This is a genomic window from Pseudidiomarina homiensis (genome assembly GCF_003987225.1).
GTDB lineage: Bacteria > Pseudomonadota > Gammaproteobacteria > Enterobacterales > Alteromonadaceae > Pseudidiomarina > Pseudidiomarina homiensis.
Genome location: NZ_PIPX01000001.1, coordinates 72619 through 88850, shown reverse-complemented (window position 1 = coordinate 88850; position 16232 = coordinate 72619). Strand labels below are relative to the sequence as shown.

25 protein-coding genes are annotated in these 16232 nt (G+C 48.8%); 1 reads left to right on the top strand and 24 read right to left on the bottom strand.

The window, feature by feature from the left end:
* Positions 1-122: 122 nt before the first annotated feature.
* From rpsQ to CWI70_RS00365, 15 genes are all read right to left on the bottom strand, one after another.
* On the bottom strand, positions 123-386 hold the full coding sequence (gene rpsQ / locus CWI70_RS00435; RefSeq protein WP_126754487.1) for a 30S ribosomal protein S17: 264 nt from the start codon (positions 384-386) through the stop codon (positions 123-125).
* Positions 386-577, bottom strand: a complete 192-nt coding sequence (gene rpmC, locus CWI70_RS00430) for a 50S ribosomal protein L29 (RefSeq protein ID WP_126754486.1) — start codon at positions 575-577, stop codon at positions 386-388. The genes rpsQ and rpmC overlap by 1 nt, the downstream gene beginning before the upstream one ends.
* Entirely contained in the window at positions 577-990 is a 414-nt protein-coding gene (gene rplP / locus CWI70_RS00425; protein ID WP_126754485.1) for a 50S ribosomal protein L16, read from the bottom strand. The genes rpmC and rplP overlap by 1 nt, the downstream gene beginning before the upstream one ends.
* Before the next feature lie 11 nt (positions 991-1001).
* Positions 1002-1688: a 30S ribosomal protein S3 gene (gene rpsC, locus CWI70_RS00420; protein ID WP_126769553.1), complete on the bottom strand. Its 687-nt coding sequence runs from the start codon at positions 1686-1688 to the stop codon at positions 1002-1004.
* A gap of 10 nt (positions 1689-1698) precedes the next feature.
* Positions 1699-2031 (bottom strand): 50S ribosomal protein L22, encoded by a 333-nt coding sequence (gene rplV / locus CWI70_RS00415; RefSeq protein ID WP_126769551.1) that lies wholly within the window; start codon positions 2029-2031, stop codon positions 1699-1701.
* Between the two features lie 12 nt (positions 2032-2043).
* A complete protein-coding gene (gene rpsS / locus CWI70_RS00410; RefSeq protein ID WP_008488670.1) occupies positions 2044-2322 on the bottom strand; it encodes a 30S ribosomal protein S19 in 279 nt (92 codons plus the stop codon).
* A gap of 16 nt (positions 2323-2338) precedes the next feature.
* On the bottom strand, positions 2339-3163 hold the full coding sequence (gene rplB, locus CWI70_RS00405; protein WP_126769550.1) for a 50S ribosomal protein L2: 825 nt from the start codon (positions 3161-3163) through the stop codon (positions 2339-2341).
* A gap of 14 nt (positions 3164-3177) precedes the next feature.
* Positions 3178-3480, bottom strand: a complete 303-nt coding sequence (rplW, locus tag CWI70_RS00400; RefSeq protein WP_126754482.1) for a 50S ribosomal protein L23 — start codon at positions 3478-3480, stop codon at positions 3178-3180.
* On the bottom strand, positions 3477-4082 hold the full coding sequence (gene rplD / locus CWI70_RS00395) for a 50S ribosomal protein L4 (RefSeq protein ID WP_126769548.1): 606 nt from the start codon (positions 4080-4082) through the stop codon (positions 3477-3479). The genes rplW and rplD overlap by 4 nt, the downstream gene beginning before the upstream one ends.
* A gap of 18 nt (positions 4083-4100) precedes the next feature.
* Positions 4101-4745, bottom strand: a complete 645-nt coding sequence (rplC, locus tag CWI70_RS00390; RefSeq protein ID WP_126769546.1) for a 50S ribosomal protein L3 — start codon at positions 4743-4745, stop codon at positions 4101-4103.
* Positions 4746-4783: 38 nt separating this feature from the next.
* On the bottom strand, positions 4784-5095 hold the full coding sequence (rpsJ, locus tag CWI70_RS00385; protein ID WP_126769544.1) for a 30S ribosomal protein S10: 312 nt from the start codon (positions 5093-5095) through the stop codon (positions 4784-4786).
* Positions 5096-5432: 337 nt separating this feature from the next.
* A complete protein-coding gene (locus CWI70_RS00380) occupies positions 5433-6626 on the bottom strand; it encodes a dipeptidase (RefSeq protein ID WP_126772590.1) in 1194 nt (397 codons plus the stop codon).
* A gap of 220 nt (positions 6627-6846) precedes the next feature.
* Positions 6847-7110, bottom strand: coding sequence for a hypothetical protein (locus CWI70_RS00375; protein ID WP_126769542.1), 264 nt, complete (start codon positions 7108-7110; stop codon positions 6847-6849).
* A 162-nt stretch (positions 7111-7272) separates the two neighbouring features.
* Positions 7273-8325, bottom strand: coding sequence for a tRNA dihydrouridine(20/20a) synthase DusA (gene dusA / locus CWI70_RS00370; RefSeq protein WP_126769541.1), 1053 nt, complete (start codon positions 8323-8325; stop codon positions 7273-7275).
* 71 nt (positions 8326-8396) lie between these two features.
* A complete protein-coding gene (locus tag CWI70_RS00365; RefSeq protein ID WP_126769539.1) occupies positions 8397-9980 on the bottom strand; it encodes an amidase in 1584 nt (527 codons plus the stop codon).
* 62 nt (positions 9981-10042) lie between these two features.
* Between CWI70_RS00365 and zur the strand changes: the two genes are divergently transcribed.
* Positions 10043-10483 (top strand): zinc uptake transcriptional repressor Zur, encoded by a 441-nt coding sequence (gene zur / locus CWI70_RS00360; protein WP_126769537.1) that lies wholly within the window; start codon positions 10043-10045, stop codon positions 10481-10483.
* Positions 10484-10503: 20 nt separating this feature from the next.
* Here the strand turns inward: zur and dnaB are convergent, their stop codons facing one another.
* From dnaB to CWI70_RS00315, 9 genes are all read right to left on the bottom strand, one after another.
* Positions 10504-11916, bottom strand: a complete 1413-nt coding sequence (gene dnaB, locus CWI70_RS00355) for a replicative DNA helicase (protein WP_126769535.1) — start codon at positions 11914-11916, stop codon at positions 10504-10506.
* Positions 11917-12019: 103 nt separating this feature from the next.
* Positions 12020-12982: a DUF4097 family beta strand repeat-containing protein gene (locus CWI70_RS00350; protein ID WP_157980835.1), complete on the bottom strand. Its 963-nt coding sequence runs from the start codon at positions 12980-12982 to the stop codon at positions 12020-12022.
* A 15-nt stretch (positions 12983-12997) separates the two neighbouring features.
* Positions 12998-13516 carry a hypothetical protein gene (locus tag CWI70_RS00345; protein ID WP_126769531.1) on the bottom strand — a complete coding sequence of 173 codons (519 nt, stop codon included), beginning with the start codon at positions 13514-13516 and terminating at the stop codon, positions 12998-13000.
* Positions 13509-14066: an RNA polymerase sigma factor gene (locus CWI70_RS00340; protein ID WP_241967793.1), complete on the bottom strand. Its 558-nt coding sequence runs from the start codon at positions 14064-14066 to the stop codon at positions 13509-13511. Before CWI70_RS00340 ends, CWI70_RS00345 begins: the two co-directional genes overlap by 8 nt.
* A gap of 139 nt (positions 14067-14205) precedes the next feature.
* Positions 14206-14658 carry a 50S ribosomal protein L9 gene (gene rplI / locus CWI70_RS00335; protein WP_126769529.1) on the bottom strand — a complete coding sequence of 151 codons (453 nt, stop codon included), beginning with the start codon at positions 14656-14658 and terminating at the stop codon, positions 14206-14208.
* 43 nt (positions 14659-14701) lie between these two features.
* On the bottom strand, positions 14702-14929 hold the full coding sequence (gene rpsR, locus CWI70_RS00330) for a 30S ribosomal protein S18 (RefSeq protein WP_006956988.1): 228 nt from the start codon (positions 14927-14929) through the stop codon (positions 14702-14704).
* 10 nt (positions 14930-14939) lie between these two features.
* On the bottom strand, positions 14940-15248 hold the full coding sequence (gene priB, locus CWI70_RS00325) for a primosomal replication protein N (RefSeq protein ID WP_126769527.1): 309 nt from the start codon (positions 15246-15248) through the stop codon (positions 14940-14942).
* A 25-nt stretch (positions 15249-15273) separates the two neighbouring features.
* Positions 15274-15645: a 30S ribosomal protein S6 gene (gene rpsF, locus CWI70_RS00320; protein ID WP_126769525.1), complete on the bottom strand. Its 372-nt coding sequence runs from the start codon at positions 15643-15645 to the stop codon at positions 15274-15276.
* Between the two features lie 128 nt (positions 15646-15773).
* Positions 15774-16232, bottom strand: coding sequence for a hypothetical protein (locus CWI70_RS00315; protein WP_126769523.1), 459 nt, complete (start codon positions 16230-16232; stop codon positions 15774-15776).

Sequence of the window (16232 nt, the reverse complement as noted above, 5' to 3'; positions counted from 1 at the left end):
AGTTGTTATGATTTTCCATTTATTATAGAGGGTTATGAGCAGGTTGCGAATTTCGATCACAATACAAATAAAAAGGCCTCCACAAAGGGAGGCCTTTTTTAAGCGTTTTTGCTATCTAAAACTTAGATAACTTCAGCGCGCTCTACAATTTCAACAAGTGCCCAAGACTTGGTCTTAGATACTGGACGCGTTTCGCGAATAATCACGGTATCGCCCATTTTGCACGAGTTGTCTTCGTCGTGAGCATGTAACTTGGTAGTACGAGAAATGTACTTACCATATACAGGGTGTTTCACCCGACGCTCAACAGCAACAGTGATAGACTTGTCCATCTTGTCACTGATTACACGACCTTGCAGAGTACGAACACGTTTTTCTTCAGCCATTACGCACCTGCCTTCTGATTCAGAATAGTTTTCACACGTGCGATATCACGACGCACTTGCTTCAACATGTGAGTTTGATTCAGCTGACCAGTCGCTGCTTGCATACGCAGATTAAACTGCTCACGACGCAAACCCAGCAATTCTTCTTGCAGCTGCTCAACGGTTTTATCATTCAGTTCGTTCGCTTTCATTACATCACCGTCCGAGATACAAAGATGGTTTTGAATGGCAGCTTACGTGCCGCAAGAGTGAACGCTTCACGCGCTAGCTCTTCCGAAACACCGTCGATTTCATACAGGACACGGCCTGGCTGAATTTGAGCTACCCAGTATTCCACGCTACCTTTACCTTTACCCATACGAACCTCAAGAGGCTTTTTGGTAATTGGCTTATCAGGGAACACGCGGATCCAAATTTTACCCTGACGTTTCACGTGACGCGTCATGGCACGACGAGCCGCTTCGATTTGACGCGCAGTCATACGACCACGGTCAACAGCTTTCAAACCGAAAGTACCGAAGCTAACTTTGTTACCTGCTTGCGCCAGACCACGGTTGCGGCCTTTGTGAACCTTACGGAATTTTGTACGCTTTGGTTGTAACATTTAGTATCTCCTTACTTACGGCCTTTAGGGCGTTTCGCTGGAGCTTGTGGCTTTTCTTCAACTGGCATACCGCCCAGTACTTCACCACGGAAGATCCAAACTTTCACACCGATGATACCGTAAGTGGTGCTAGCTTCTGCAGTTGCGTAATCGATGTCTGCACGCAATGTGTGCAGCGGTACGCGACCTTCACGGTACCACTCAGTACGAGCAATTTCTGCACCGCCTAAACGACCGCTAACTTCCACTTTGATACCCTTGGCACCAAGACGCATTGCGTTTTGTACCGCGCGCTTCATCGCACGACGGAACATTACACGACGCTCAAGCTGTCCAGCAATGTTTTCACCAACCAGCTGCGCATCCAATTCAGGCTTACGCACTTCTGAAATGTTGATTTGAGCTGGTACGCCAGTCAATTTAGAGACTGCTTGACGCAGTTTCTCAACATCTTCACCTTTCTTACCGATGACCACGCCTGGGCGTGCAGTATGAATGGTGACACGGATGCTTTTCGCAGGACGCTCAATCACAATGCGCGAAACTGAAGCGTTGCTTAGTTTCTTGCGAAGTAATTCACGCACCTGGTGATCACTGTGCAGGTTATCGGCAAAATCTTTTGTATTCGCGAACCAGGTTGCATTCCATGGCTTGGTGATACCTAGGCGAATACCATTAGGATGTACTTTCTGACCCATAACTTATCTCCTAGCTATCTGATACAACCACAGTAATGTGGCTGGTACGCTTAAAGATACGATCAGCACGACCTTTCGCACGAGGCTTGATGCGTTTCATGGTAGGACCTTCGTCAACCATTACTTTAGCAACCTTCAACTCGTCGATGTCGGCACCTTCGTTGTGTTCAGCATTCGCGATAGCTGACTCCAACACCTTTTTCAGCAGACCAGCTGCGTCTTTAGGGCTGTAGTTCAGAACATCCAGCGCTTTCGCTACTGGTAAACCGCGAATCTGGTCAGCAACCAACCGGCCTTTTTGCGCAGAAAGGCGAGCAAACTTGTGAATAGCAATAGCTTCCATCTCAACTCTCCCTTAGCGTTTCTTGGCTTTCTTATCAGCGGCGTGGCCACGATAAGTGCGGGTTGGTGCAAATTCACCAAGCTTGTGACCAATCATTTCGTCAGAAACGAAAACTGGCACGTGTTGGCGACCGTTATGAACAGCGATAGTAAGGCCGATCATATCAGGGATAATCATTGAACGACGGGACCAAGTCTTAATAGGCTTTTTGTCACCGGCTTCCAACGCTTTCTCCACCTTCTTTAACAGGTGAAGGTCAATAAATGGACCTTTTTTAAGAGAACGTGGCATGTTTAATCCTCAACTCTTATTTGTTGCGACGACGTACGATGAACTTATCAGTACGCTTGTTCTTACGGGTCTTATAACCCTTAGTCGGTGTACCCCAAGGAGTAACCGGATGACGACCACCTGAAGTACGGCCTTCACCACCACCATGCGGGTGATCAACTGGGTTCATCGCCACACCACGAACGGTAGGACGAACACCACGCCAGCGCTTCGCACCAGCTTTACCCAATTGACGCAGCATGTGTTCTGCGTTGCCTACTTCACCGATGGTTGCACGGCAATCCGACTGAATTCGGCGCATTTCGCCAGAACGCAGACGTAAAGTCACGTAGCCGCCATCGCGAGCCAAAACCTGTACATAAGCACCAGCTGAACGCGCCAACTGAGCACCTTTACCAGGTTTCATTTCGATTGCGTGTACCACAGAACCTACTGGAATGTTACGCAGTGGTAAGGTGTTACCCGCTTTGATCGGTGCATCTGAACCAGACTGAATTTGATCACCAGCTTTCATGCCCTTAGGAGCAAGAATGTAGCGACGTTCACCGTCTGCATACAGAACCAATGCGATGTTTGCTGAACGGTTTGGATCATATTCCAAACGCTCAACTTTCGCAGGGATACCGTCTTTGTCGCGTTTAAAGTCGATCATACGGTAGTGATGCTTGTGACCACCGCCGATGTGACGAACAGTAATACGACCATTGTTATTACGACCGCCTTTCTTGTTGTTTTTATCCAACAAAGGCGCGTAAGGTTTACCTTTGTACAGGTCTTCGTTTACCACTTTAACGACGTGGCGACGACCTGGAGACGTAGGCTTACACTTAACTAATGCCATGTGAATTCCTCCTCTTACTCAGCGCCGCCGACGAAGTCGATGTCAGCACCTTCTTTCAGGGTGACATAGGCTTTTTTCCAGTCACTACGCTTACCGAAGCGCATGCCGGTACGTTTGGTTTTGCCTTTCACGTTGACAGTACGAACGCCTTCAACTTCAACCTCGAACAGTTTTTCAACTGCTGCTTTGATTTCAGCTTTGTTTGCGTCAGTAGCAACTTTGAAAACCACGGTGTTTGCAGTTTCTGCAGCAACCGTCGATTTTTCTGAAACGTGAGGAGCAATGATCACTTTTAATAAACGTTCTTCGCGCATCATGCTAAAGCCTCCTCAAGTTGCTTAACTGCGTCCGCAGTCATCAGAACTTTTTCAAAAGCAATAAGGCTTACTGGGTCAACAGCTTGAACGTCACGTGCGTCAACTTTGTGCAAGTTGCGTGATGCCAAGAACAAGTTTTCATCAAGTTCTTTCGTCACGATCAACACGTCGTTCAATTCCATTTCTTTCAGTTTAGCAGCCAACTGCTTCGTCTTTGGTGAATCAACACCAAAGCTTTCGACCACGATTAAACGGTCCTGACGAACCAGTTCAGACAAGATGCTTTGCATCGCGCCGCGGTACATTTTCTTGTTTACTTTTTGGTCGTGGTTACGTGGTTTCGCTGCAAAAGTAGTACCACCAGAGCGCCAGATTGGGCTACGGATAGTACCTGCGCGAGCACGGCCAGTACCTTTTTGGCGCCATGGCTTTTTGCCACCGCCAGCTACTTCAGAACGCGTCTTTTGTGCTTTGGTGCCCTGACGAGCGCCTGCAGCATAAGCGACAACGACTTGATGAATCAAAGCTTCGTTGAACTCACGTCCAAAGGTAGCTTCGGAAACTTCAAGAGCGCCTTTTGCGTCTTTCAATGTTAATTCCATCACCATTCTCCTCAGACGTTACGCCTTAGCCTTGACTGCTGGCTTGATGATGACATCACCGCCAGTAGCACCAGGGACAGCGCCGCGAATCAGCAACAAACCACGCTCAGCGTCTACACGTACGATATCAAGCGTCTGTACGGTAATTTGTTTGTTACCCATTTGGCCTGCCATTTTCTTGCCTTTGAATACCCGACCAGGAGACTGGTTTTGCCCGATAGAACCCGGTGCACGATGTGACAACGAGTTACCATGGGTAGCGTCCTGAGTACGGAAATTCCAGCGCTTAACAGCACCTTGGAAACCTTTACCTTTAGAGGTGCCGGTAACGTCTACTTTTTTGGTGTCCGCAAAAATTTCTACGGTGATTTCTGAACCTACTGCGAAATCTTCACCTTCGCCGTCTTCTAGGCGGAATTCCCAGAGACCACGACCTGCTTCGACACCTGCTTTCGCAAAGTGACCAGCAGCTGGTTTGTTTACGCGGTTCGCCTTTTTGTCACCTGTTGTAACTTGAAGCGCACGATAGCCGTCTGTTTCCTCAGTTTTAACCTGAGTCACACGGTTAGCAGTCACTTCAATCACAGTAACAGGTACAGAAGCGCCGTCTTCTTGGAAGACACGTGTCATTCCTACTTTACGACCGACTAGACCAATAGCCATTGTTAAAACCTCTCGTGTGTAATCCTATTACTGCCCGCTTAACCTAGGCTGATCTGAACATCAACGCCAGCTGCAAGGTCGAGACGCATAAGTGCATCAACAGTTTTGTCAGTTGGGTCCATGATATCGATCAGACGCTTGTGGGTACGGATCTCGTACTGGTCACGTGCATCTTTGTTCACGTGCGGTGAAATCAACACGGTGAACTTTTCTTTGCGCGTAGGCAGAGGGATTGGACCACGTACCTGAGCACCAGTGCGTTTTGCAGTTTCTACGATCTCTGCAGTTGACTGGTCAATCAGACGGTGATCGAACGCTTTCAGTCGAATCCGAATTCTTTGATTAGCCATAAAAAATCAAAGCCTCAAAATAAAGAGCATTTAAAAAAGAGCACAGAAAAAAAACCTGCACCCTGGCAGCATACCGGGCGAGGTATTTTCAACGAATCAACATTCAATCCCCTATCGGGATTGCTGTGGCAACCTAACTTACAGCGTTGCGCCCTACGTAGGGATCAACAACTGTGGCGGCGAATTATACACGGAAATGACTTAAAAGCAAACCTGTTATTCGCTGTTCGCTATTCGCACGTTCACTGCGTTCACTCTTTGTTTAAGATCTAAACAAACAGCAAACAGCGAATAGCAAACAGCGCTTTTCACGAACAGCGAATAGCAAACAACGCCTTTAGTGTTGTTCCGCGTAGGCTTCGACTTCGCGCCAGACGCGGAGTAAATTCTCGTTTAGAATTTTCTTGATGTCAGCTTCAGAGTAGTCGCGATCAAGTAGACCTTGCACCAAGTTCGGGTACGTTGACACGTCTTTCAAGCCGACCGGTAATGAATCGCCTACACCATCGTAGTCCGAACCAATACCAACATGGTCGATACCGATAAGTTTCACCACGTGATCGATGTGGTCGAGCACTTGCTCAAGGGTGGCATATGGGAATGGGTTGTCCTTCTGCAATTCGGCAATTTGAGCTTTAGCTTCTTCACTGTCTTCACCGTATTTCGCTTTTACTTGCTCAATTTGCTGATTGATCATGTCGCGGTAGCGGTTAGCCGCCTGCGTGACAAAGGTGGAGCCGAAGTTGATCATGATCACGCCACCGTTTTCACCAAGCGCTTTGATCATAGCGTCGCTCATATTACGTTCAAAACCTGGCGTATAGCGGCGTAAAGATGAGTGCGAGGCAATAACAGGAGCTTCTGAAATTTCTAATGTCTGCCAAAAGGCATCATCAGAAACATGTGAAATATCGATCATCATGCCGATGTTGTTCATTTCTTTCACCAGCTCTTTACCGAACGGGCTTAAACCATCCCACTGCCGACGAATATCGTAAGACGAATCCGCAATGTGGTTAGAAAGTGAATGGGACAACGTAATGTAGCGAATGCCGCGATCGTAGAATTCTTTTAGGTTGGCCATGTCGCCTTCCATCGGCGAGCCGTTTTCCATACCCAAAGCAATTGACATAAGACCTTGCTCAAATTGTTCCTCAACGTCAGCAACGTCATAGGCCATTGCAAATTTCTCAGGCGCACGCCAAGCGAGTGCTTCCATACTGTCAATGAGACGGTGTGCGAGTTGTTTGCTGGCACCTGGTGTTTGCTCAAGTTGAGCAGGAATGTAGATCGACATGAACGGTACATTCAAACCGCCCGCCACTGCTCGTGGGTAATCAAAATCACCACTAGCGGTAGCTTTAGTAACATCTTCCCAGTGCTCAGTGAGGCGATATGGCACGTCGATGTGCGTATCAATAAGCATATTGTCTTGCGCCAGTTGCACCGCGCGCTCACTTGCTTTGTACTCTTCTGCGTTGACCGGGGTGTGCAGAGTTGCACTAACCGCTAGGCTCACAGCGCTGACCATTCCTAACCATGCGTATTTGTTCACTGCTTGTTCCTCTGATGAAGATTTATTCTTATGTAAGTGAACAGCAGACTAGCACAGAAAGCGCGAAAAAATCACCCTGTGTTAGTGGCGTTAAACGTATGATTTATTGCAACGACCGCACCAGCAACCACCGTACTTACTACCGGTGCGAACATAAGCAAAAGTAACCAACCTGAAGTGTAATCAACCATAACGATTACTCAGCTTTAAGACGCTGCGGTTTCACAACTTGGCGGTTGTCGGCAATGATAACTGCTGTTTCCGACTGTGCGTGACGAAGTTTGGCCAACTGGCGTAGCTGCTCTTCGCGGCTTTGTTGATCAAGTTGTTGTTTCACTTGTTGCGCTTGGGCATGCAAACTCATGCCGATTGCAGCTTCAAGATCAGTCTTCGTAGTGGCCAAAGCACTAGACGATGTTGCAGCAAAGGCCAAAGCAAAAAGGGCGACGGTGGCTTTCATGGTGTTCTCCTAACAGTGAATAAGGTGCTAGTCGTTTTAAGAAGCGACTAACAGTTAAGTCGTTAGAAGTTATTCAAAGGTTGTGCCAACTTTGACATTAAATGTATAAATGATTGTTTAATAAGTGTTTTTAGAGCAACAATTAAAGAGAGAGAGATGTGACTAGGATGGTGAGTTTGCCGATTCGACCAACTTTTGGTCTGCTAGCGCACGTGCGGATAACACGAACTCAAGCCCGCCACGCAGCAATTGCTCAGCACTTGCGGCGGTAGGTCCCTGTTGGCTTAACCATTGACGCCAGCGCTTCGCACCAGGCTGGCCTTGAAACAGACCTAGCATATGCCGAACAACATGCCAGCAACGACCGCCTTGCGCGAGATGCTGTTCGGTGTACGGGATCATTTGTTCGACCACACGCACTTGTTCAGCAAAGCTTGCTTGTTGCATCTGTGGCACTTCGCTTGGGTGCGCGCAAAGGCTATCAAAGCAACTCAGGAACGCCGGATTCTGATACGCCTCACGCCCCACCATCACACCATCTACATGCGCAAGGTGCTCAACGATCGCTTCAGCACTAGTGATGCCGCCATTGATCATCATATGCAACTGCGGATAACGTTGCTTGGCACGGTAAACACGTTCGTATTGTAATGGTGGTATCTCGCGGTTCTGCTTCGGACTTAAGCCCTGCAACCAAGCTTTGCGCGCATGCAAAGTGAGGTATTCACAGCCCGCATCCGTCACCGTATCAATAAAGCGATACAGAAAGTCGTCACTATCATGTTCATCAATACCTAGGCGTGTTTTCACCGACACACGAAGTTGCGGAGCAGCTTTTTGCATAGCGCTGATACAGCTTGCTACGACTTCGGGATCAGCCATCAGGCAGGCGCCGAAACTACCATTTTTAACGCGATCTGACGGGCAGCCAACGTTGATATCGACGGCCTGATAACCACGTTCGAAAGCACGTGCTGCGCACTCTGCCATGGCCGCCGGGTCACTCCCGCCGAGTTGCAACACTACCGGTTGCTCTTCAGGGTTAAAGGCTAAGAAATCATACTTACCGTAGATAATGGCGCCAGTTGTCACCATTTCCGTGAAAAGCACGGCTTTCTGGCTAAATAACCGATGAAAATAGCGGCAATGACGATCGGTCCAATCCAGCATCGGGGCTACTGCTAACGTAGGTTGGTTCAGCGGTGCTTGGATCATAACGTCTCGTACTTGCGCTTGCAGATAAAAGGAGGCCGTATTCTACGGTTTCAGCCTCCTAATGCAAGTTCTCAGTGATGCTGCGGCATTAAACTTGGCGCTCGCCGAGCTTGGCTTAACTGCTCGTAGGCGAACGCAGCTTCAATAAGCACGCCTTCTGCGCCAGCACCGGCAAAGAAACTCATTCCTACGGGTAAGTGTTCAACGAAGCCCATTGGGACACTAATATGCGGGTAGCCCGCGACGGCCGCCGGTGAACTTGCCGAGCCTGAATAGTTATCGCCATTGATCAGGTCAATCTTCCACGCCGGCGCTGTGGTCGGGGCAATAAGAAGATCCAAATCATATTCAGCTAACGTGGCATCAATACCATCTGGACCAGCTGCCTGTTTTGCCCGTGCTAACGCCGCTTCATAATCGGCTTGCTGTTCGCCTGTGCGCGCGTCTGCCATCACAAAGAGCTCCTGCCCAAAAAACGGCATAATGGAATCGGCAAACCGGTTGTTAGCCTCGAGTAAGCCAGCAAGGTTTTGGTACGGCGCAGCTGGATGTTGCGCAAAATAGTCCGCCAGACCATATTTAAATTCATGTAACAGCACAGTGAACTCATCTTCGCCCCAGTTTCTACCGTTGACGAAAGACAGATCATCCACCAGCTCTGCACCGGCATTCTCGAGTACCTGCAATTGCCCTTCGAAGACCGCATCAACGCCACTGTGGTAGCCCATCAAATCACGCATGACGCCAATTCGCTTACCTTGCAGACCATCAACTCTAAGATGTTGGGCAAACCCTTCACTGACCGCATAGCTTGCCTCATCACGAGGATCTTCGCCCAGCATCGCGTCAAGCATGTAGACTGCGTCGCTGACCGAACGTGCCATCGGCCCAGCAGTATCTTGGCTATGCGCAATCGGAATAATACCGCTACGGCTCAACAAGCCTAGGGTAGGCTTAATGGTAACGATGCCAGTAATTGCCGCCGGACACACCAAGGAGCCGTCGGTTTCGGTGCCCACTGCTAACGGAATCAAGTTGCCACTCACTGCGGCCGCTGAACCAGCACTCGAGCCACACGTACTACGACTGGTATCAAATGGATTTTTGGCCTGTCCACCGTAGCTACTCCAGCCAGAACTCGACCCCGTCGAGCGAAAATTTGCCCATTCGCTCAGATTGGCTTTACCGATAACAATGGCGCCAGCGTCACGTAACCGCTGCACGATATATGCATCGGTACTGGGATAATGATCTGCCAGTAACAATGAACCTGCGGTATTCGCCAGACCATCGGCAGTATCGATATTATCTTTTAGCAATACCGGCACGCCATGCAACGGTCCCCGCAATTTCCCTTGCGCGCGTTCTTGATCCAGCGCTCGAGCCACAGATAATGCCTCAGCTAACGGCAATAACTGCGTTACCGCGCGTAAATCTGCACCACGTTCATTGTGCTTGGCAATTTGCCCGTAGTAATGGCGTACCACTTGTTCGGCGCTTAGTTCGTCCGCCTGCATTGCGGTCTGCAATTGCTCGACCGTGACTTCTTGGAAGTTGAATTCAGCGGCTGCTACGCCTTGGCTTTGCCACAGCAGGCCGGCGCTGAACAGTGTCAGCAGTAAGCGACGCCAACTGGATTTCGGTTTTGTTGTCATTGTTCATGTACTCCCGATGGGATTGCTACCCGAATGTTATTCATCGTGATAAACTGCGCCTTATGACAACGAAAGAAACGACTCGCTTGGTCACTAAGGCCGAAAAATTATGTGCGCAACGTGGGGCAAGATTAACTCCTGCGCGACGCGAAGTCTTCGAAATTCTGGCAGACCAGAGCGGCGCTATTGGTGCTTACGACCTACTCGATAAACTCAAGTCGGCAGTCCCCAACGCTAAGCCGCCAACGATTTATCGCGCACTAGACTTTCTGCAAGAACAAGGCTTCGTACATAAAATTACATCATCGAACAGCTACGTACTATGCAGCCATTTTGACCACCAACACCCTGTACAAATGCTCATTTGTGAGCGTTGTGGTTCAGTGCAAGAGATTCAATCAGAAGGTGTGTACAACGCGCTACGTAAACAAGCCGAAGACCAAGGTTTTCGCGTTGAAAGTCAAACCATTGAAGCTCATGGTGTTTGTGGCAACTGCGCCTAAGCACCTAAGCAAAAACGGACCTAATAGTCAGGTCCGTCTGGAATTTCGTGCTGCGCTAAGTTGTCGAAACGAGAGTATTGTCCCTGGAACTTGAGTTTCACCGTGCCAATCGGACCATTCCGTTGTTTACCCAGAATAATCTCGGCGATGCCCTTCTCTTCGCTTTCAGGGTGGTAAACCTCATCACGATAGATAAACATAATAACGTCGGCATCTTGCTCGATTGAACCTGATTCCCGCAAGTCAGAGTTCACTGGTCGGCGATTTGAACGTTGCTCCAATGAGCGGTTAAGCTGCGAAAGTGCAACCACTGGCACTTCGAGTTCCTTCGCTAACGCTTTTAACGAGCGTGAAATTTCCGCGATTTCCAAGGTACGGTTTTCCGCCATTCCGGGCACGGTCATGAGCTGCAAATAGTCCACCATGATCAACGATAACCCTTTATGGTCGCGCGCCACACGCCGCGCACGCGAACGAACCTCGGTCGGCGTCAAGCCTGATGAGTCGTCAACATAAATATTGTTCTTTTCTTTTAAGATCGAAATGGTTGAGGCCACCCGACTCCAATCTTCGTCCTTCAATTGACCATTACGAATACGGGTTTGGTCGACGTGACTCAATGATGCCATCATCCGCATCATGATTTGTTCAGACGGCATCTCAAGACTAAACACCAAAACAGGCTTGTCTTCACGCATAGCGACATTTTCACACAGGTTCATGGCAAAAGTCGTTTTACCCATGGACGGCCGTGCGGCCACAATAATCAAATCGGAAGGTTGCAAGCCCGCAGTCATGCGATCAAGGTCAGTAAAGCCCGTTGAACGCCCGGTCACTCCGTTAGCATTTTTACTGGTTGAGAGCTCTTCAATACGCTGTACTGTGCGCTCCAAAATCGGTGAGATCGCTTGAGGCCCTTCATTCGCACTCGTGCGTTGTTCAGCAATCTTGAAAACTTTGGCTTCGGCAAGGTCAAGAATTTCGGCACTGGTACGATTTTGTGTGTCGTAACAATTTTCGGCGATCTCGTTTGAAGCAGAAATGAGTTCACGCAGAACCGCACGTTCACGCACGATTTGTGCATAGGCACGAATGTTTGCAGCGCTGGGAGTGTTCTTCGCAATTTCACCTAAATACGCAAAACCGCCAACATCTTGTAACTCACCGGCAGCTTCTAGATTTTCGGAGACCGTCACCAAGTCGATCGGCTGATTACGCTCGGTAAGCCGTGACATTGCGGTAAAAATCAACCGATGTCCGCGATGATAAAAATCTTCGGCAATGATATCACCGGCGATGGCATCCCATGCCTGATTATCAAGCATTAAACCACCCAATACTGACTGCTCAGCTTCAATTGAATGCGGTGCTGTCTTGATTGCGGCAAGCTTAGAGTCGCTGCGGGATTGCTTTTCAGGACGGTTTGCGGCCATGGTTCTCTCAGAATTTAAAACGATGGCTAAGACTATACAAAATGCGGCGGAAGGAAGAAAGCGGATCCGTTACGGATCCGCTCCGATTGTTGATTTTTAACGCTTAGTTTTTCGTGAGTCGAATATCACCGCTCATGGTGGTGACTTCAATAACACCTGAGCCAGAGCCGATTGTGGTCTCCAGTGAGGCACCGATCCCCCAGCGTGATTCCTCTGCGCGAGCGTCACTCAGACGGTTAACGATGGAACCACCGCCACTTACTTGTGCACTGACCTTGGCATTAACGTTACCGCGAATGGCGAGCGCTACATCACCACTGACCGATTCGCCAGTGACGCGGCCATTATTGAGTAGAACAAAATAAGCTTCAGCGTCACCGCTTACTGAGCGCAGCTCTAGCTCTTTTACTTCGTCTAACGCTAGCTCGATGTCACCTGACACCGTTTCTGCAGTAACTTCTGACGCCGTACTAGCTGCATTGATGTCACCGCTCGTCGAGCCATAACTCACTGTAGTCGCTTTATTACTGCGGTCCAGGATATCACCGCTTACCGATTTCATTTGCACCGTGCCGGCAAGGTTTTTGCCTTGCACATCGCCACTGACTGAATTCAAGCGAATATTTCCAGTTACGTTTTGCGCTTCAAGATCGCCACTAACACTGTTTACACGCACATCGCTGTTGAAATCGTTCACCCAAAAATCCGTTGAAACACCTTCCACACTAAGCTTCGCTGAACGTGGGAGTGTGATGCTTAAGTCGGTCGCTTCATCGCCAGAAAAGTTATTGCGCTCTTCCATGTCAACAATGATCGATAAGGTGCTACCATCAAGGGTAAACGTCAGGCCGGTGGCATATTTATCGAGCTCGCCTTTTACCTCGGCATAGTTTTCGTCGGTACCACTAATGCGGACGTCACCACGCATGTTCTCAATCTTCACGAACACGTCAGCTGGAACTTCTAAGCGCTCGTCGACGCGTTGTTGATCTGCATACGCAATGCCGCTGAAAACCAGACCCGACAAAAGGGCCACGTTGGTTACTACATTGACTAATGTTTTCATGCTCATCTCCTACGATTAAAGCTGTTGTAGTTTGTCGCTCACGACAAATTGTGATTCCAATAATTCCAATTCTTTGCTGTGCAGCCACTGTAAGAGCTGCCATAGCGCTTGATTATTTGGCTCTGCCATCAGTTGCGCGCTCACTTCATCGATACTGGCGCGGATTTGCTCTATTTCAGCCGCCACAAACTCACTTTCACCATTCCAACCCACCGCTTGGTACTGCGTTAGAACAAACTGGCGCTGCTGTTCGTGCTGCTTGTTCATATAGGTCAGTAGCGCGCTCGCTGCTGGCTGTTCAGGATTAACTACCGGCGCTTGCAGACTCATAAAGGTCACACCACCAACGGCCAAAACCATACAGGCCGCACTTGCCCACACCCAATTCAGCCACTTGCTAGAACGTTGCTGGCGACGGGCAAGACTATGCTCAATACCAGTCCATAGCTCACGCTCTGGGGCGGGTGCTGCGTTACCATTCGCAGCTTCATTAATTAAGCGGTCTAATTTGTTACTTGCTGTTGAATTACTCATCACTCAGCCACTCCTCTAACAATGTCCGGGCACGATGAACCTGTGCTTTACTAGTGCCTACCGCAATACCTAATTCTGCAGCGACTTCTTCATGACGCAGGCCTTCAATACAGTGCAGAACGAAAACCCAACGCATTTGTTCTGGTAAACGTTTGATCAACTTATCCAGCTCACCCAAGTCAGCACTTTCTTGCTGCACCAAGGCTTCAGCATAATTGCTGTCATCGGTTAAAGTGACACCTTGGCGCCAGCGCTTCTGTTTGCGCATTTCACTAATGGCCACTCGCGTCGCCACCGTATGCAGCCAGGTGCTAAATTTGCTCTCACCGCGAAAGCTCGCGAGCGCGTCCCATAACTTGATGAACACTTCTTGAGTTAAGTCGTGCGCAGTATCACTGTCACCCGCTAAACGCCAGACCAAGCTGTACACTTTACGGTGGTGTCGCTCGAACAATTGCTGAAAGGCTTGCATGTTGCCTTTTGCTGCTTGTCGCACCAAGCCTGTGTCAGGATCCTCGAACGCTTGATGGGTTAAAACTTGTGCCGTCACCGGTTTGCCCTTTTTGCTTTTCTTGTTAAGTAGGTCGTAGGGATTGCGTTAAAGGTTTACACGCATTTGCAAAAAAGCAAAAAAAAACCGTAGCCTGTTACCAGACTACGGTTTCTTCAGTGCTTTGTGTTTGTGCTAATTACTCAGCAGCAACCACTTGCAACTTGATGCTAGCAAATACGTCAGCGTGCAAGTGCAACTCGATGTCGAACTCGCCAGTCTCACGTAAAGTGCCGTTTGGCAACAATACTTCGCTCTTCTGTACTTCAACGCCTGCTGCAGTGACTGCATCAGCGATGTCTTTTGTACCGATAGAGCCGAAAAGTTTACCTTCGTCACCAGCTTTAGAGCTGATCACGATAGCTTCAAGTGCATTGATTTTCTCTGCACGTTCTTCAGCAGCAGCCAAATCAGCAGCGATTTTCGCTTCTAATTCTGCGCGGCGCTCTTCGAATACTTTGATGTTCGCTTGGGTTGCAGGAACTGCTTTACCTTGTGGGAACAAAAAGTTACGTGCATAGCCAGACTTAACAGAAACTTGGTCACCCAAGCCACCTAAGTTGGCGATTTTGTCTAATAGAATGATTTCCATTGTTCGCTACCTCTGAGTTTCTGAGATCGTTCGCGATGCCGGCTTACTGATGTGAATCAGTGTAAGGCAGCAACGACAAATAACGTGCACGTTTGATGGCACGCGCCAACTGACGCTGGTACTTCGCAGAAGTGCCAGTGATGCGGCTAGGAACGATTTTGCCACTCTCAGTGATATAGTTTTTCAGAGTAGCGATATCTTTGTAATCAATTTCTTTTACGCCTTCAGCCTTAAAACGGCAGAATTTACGGCGACGGAAAAAACGAGCCATGATGGTCTCCTCAAATCTTCACAAGTTGCTGGGCATGCAAGACCAATTTACCAACACCGTTTTTATCTTCGATACGATTCAAAAAACCGGTAACTTGTACCTGCGACCCAACGGTCAATTCGTGTATCCATTGCTTTGCTTCTGCACCACCTAAAACGACTAAGATTCTTACGAAACTGCGTCGTGGGTACCCTGCTTCTTGCTGCTCTGATTGATGATCCAATACAAAACGCAAATGGCTAATGCCGGCTGGGCTGGTGGTTAACTTGGGTGGTTTGCTAATGCTGCCACCTAAGACAAGTTGATTACTAAGCTCCACAATGGTTAGACGTTAACAAGTCAGCTTACGCTGCTTCGTTGTCGCCTTGTTCTTCGTTGCGGCTGTCGCCTTTACGCTCTTCTTTCTTAGTCAAAGGAGAGGCTTCGGTGATAGCTTCTTTCTTACGCATGATCATGTTGCGCAATACTGCATCGTTGTAACGGAAAGCTGTTTCCAACTCTTCAACAACTTCAGCAGACGCTTCGATGTTCATCAACACGTAGTGTGCTTTGTGCAACTTGTTGATTGGGTAAGCCAATTGACGACGGCCCCAGTCTTCCAAACGGTGGATGGTGCCGTTACCTGATTTGATGGTCTCGCTGTAACGCTCGATCATGCCAGGTACTTGCTCGCTCTGGTCCGGGTGGACCATGAATACGATTTCATAATGACGCATTTCTGCTCCTTATGGTTCATAGCTACTGATAGGCTCAGTCACACCTGCAGCAGCAAGGAACGCTTTTTGTGAATTAAAAAACTTCAGACTGATTTAAGCGGCGGGATTTTAGCCGAATTCGCCTAGGATCACAAGCTCGCGCTGTGTTTTTCTGCGTTTTCAACCAAATCAATGAGCACTTTAACAAATTGTTCGGGTAAGGCGCCCATGGCATCGTAAGGACCTTGAATCTTGAAACGTTGCTCATGGGTACTATTATCAGCCCCCTGCTGCGGGGTGGTAAGTACGCCATGAATCATCAGCTGGTCGCCTTCTTCAATGCGAACATTGAGATGCCAAGCATAGGGCTCAGCAGCCTCTACCATGCGCCATTCATGCCGTTGTTCGATACGTTGTTGGACATCAAAGAGAATATCCTCGGCCGCTTGCGAAGGCACCGCTTCAGCGAATTCCAAAAACAATTGTGGCTTGTTCGTCCGTTCACCTGGCAAAAAACTTCCAGTCGGCAGCCAAGCTGCCGCCAAGAACGTCATCACAATAAGTGACAACACCACTGGGCGTAAGCGTAGGAAGGGAACCTTTTTCAT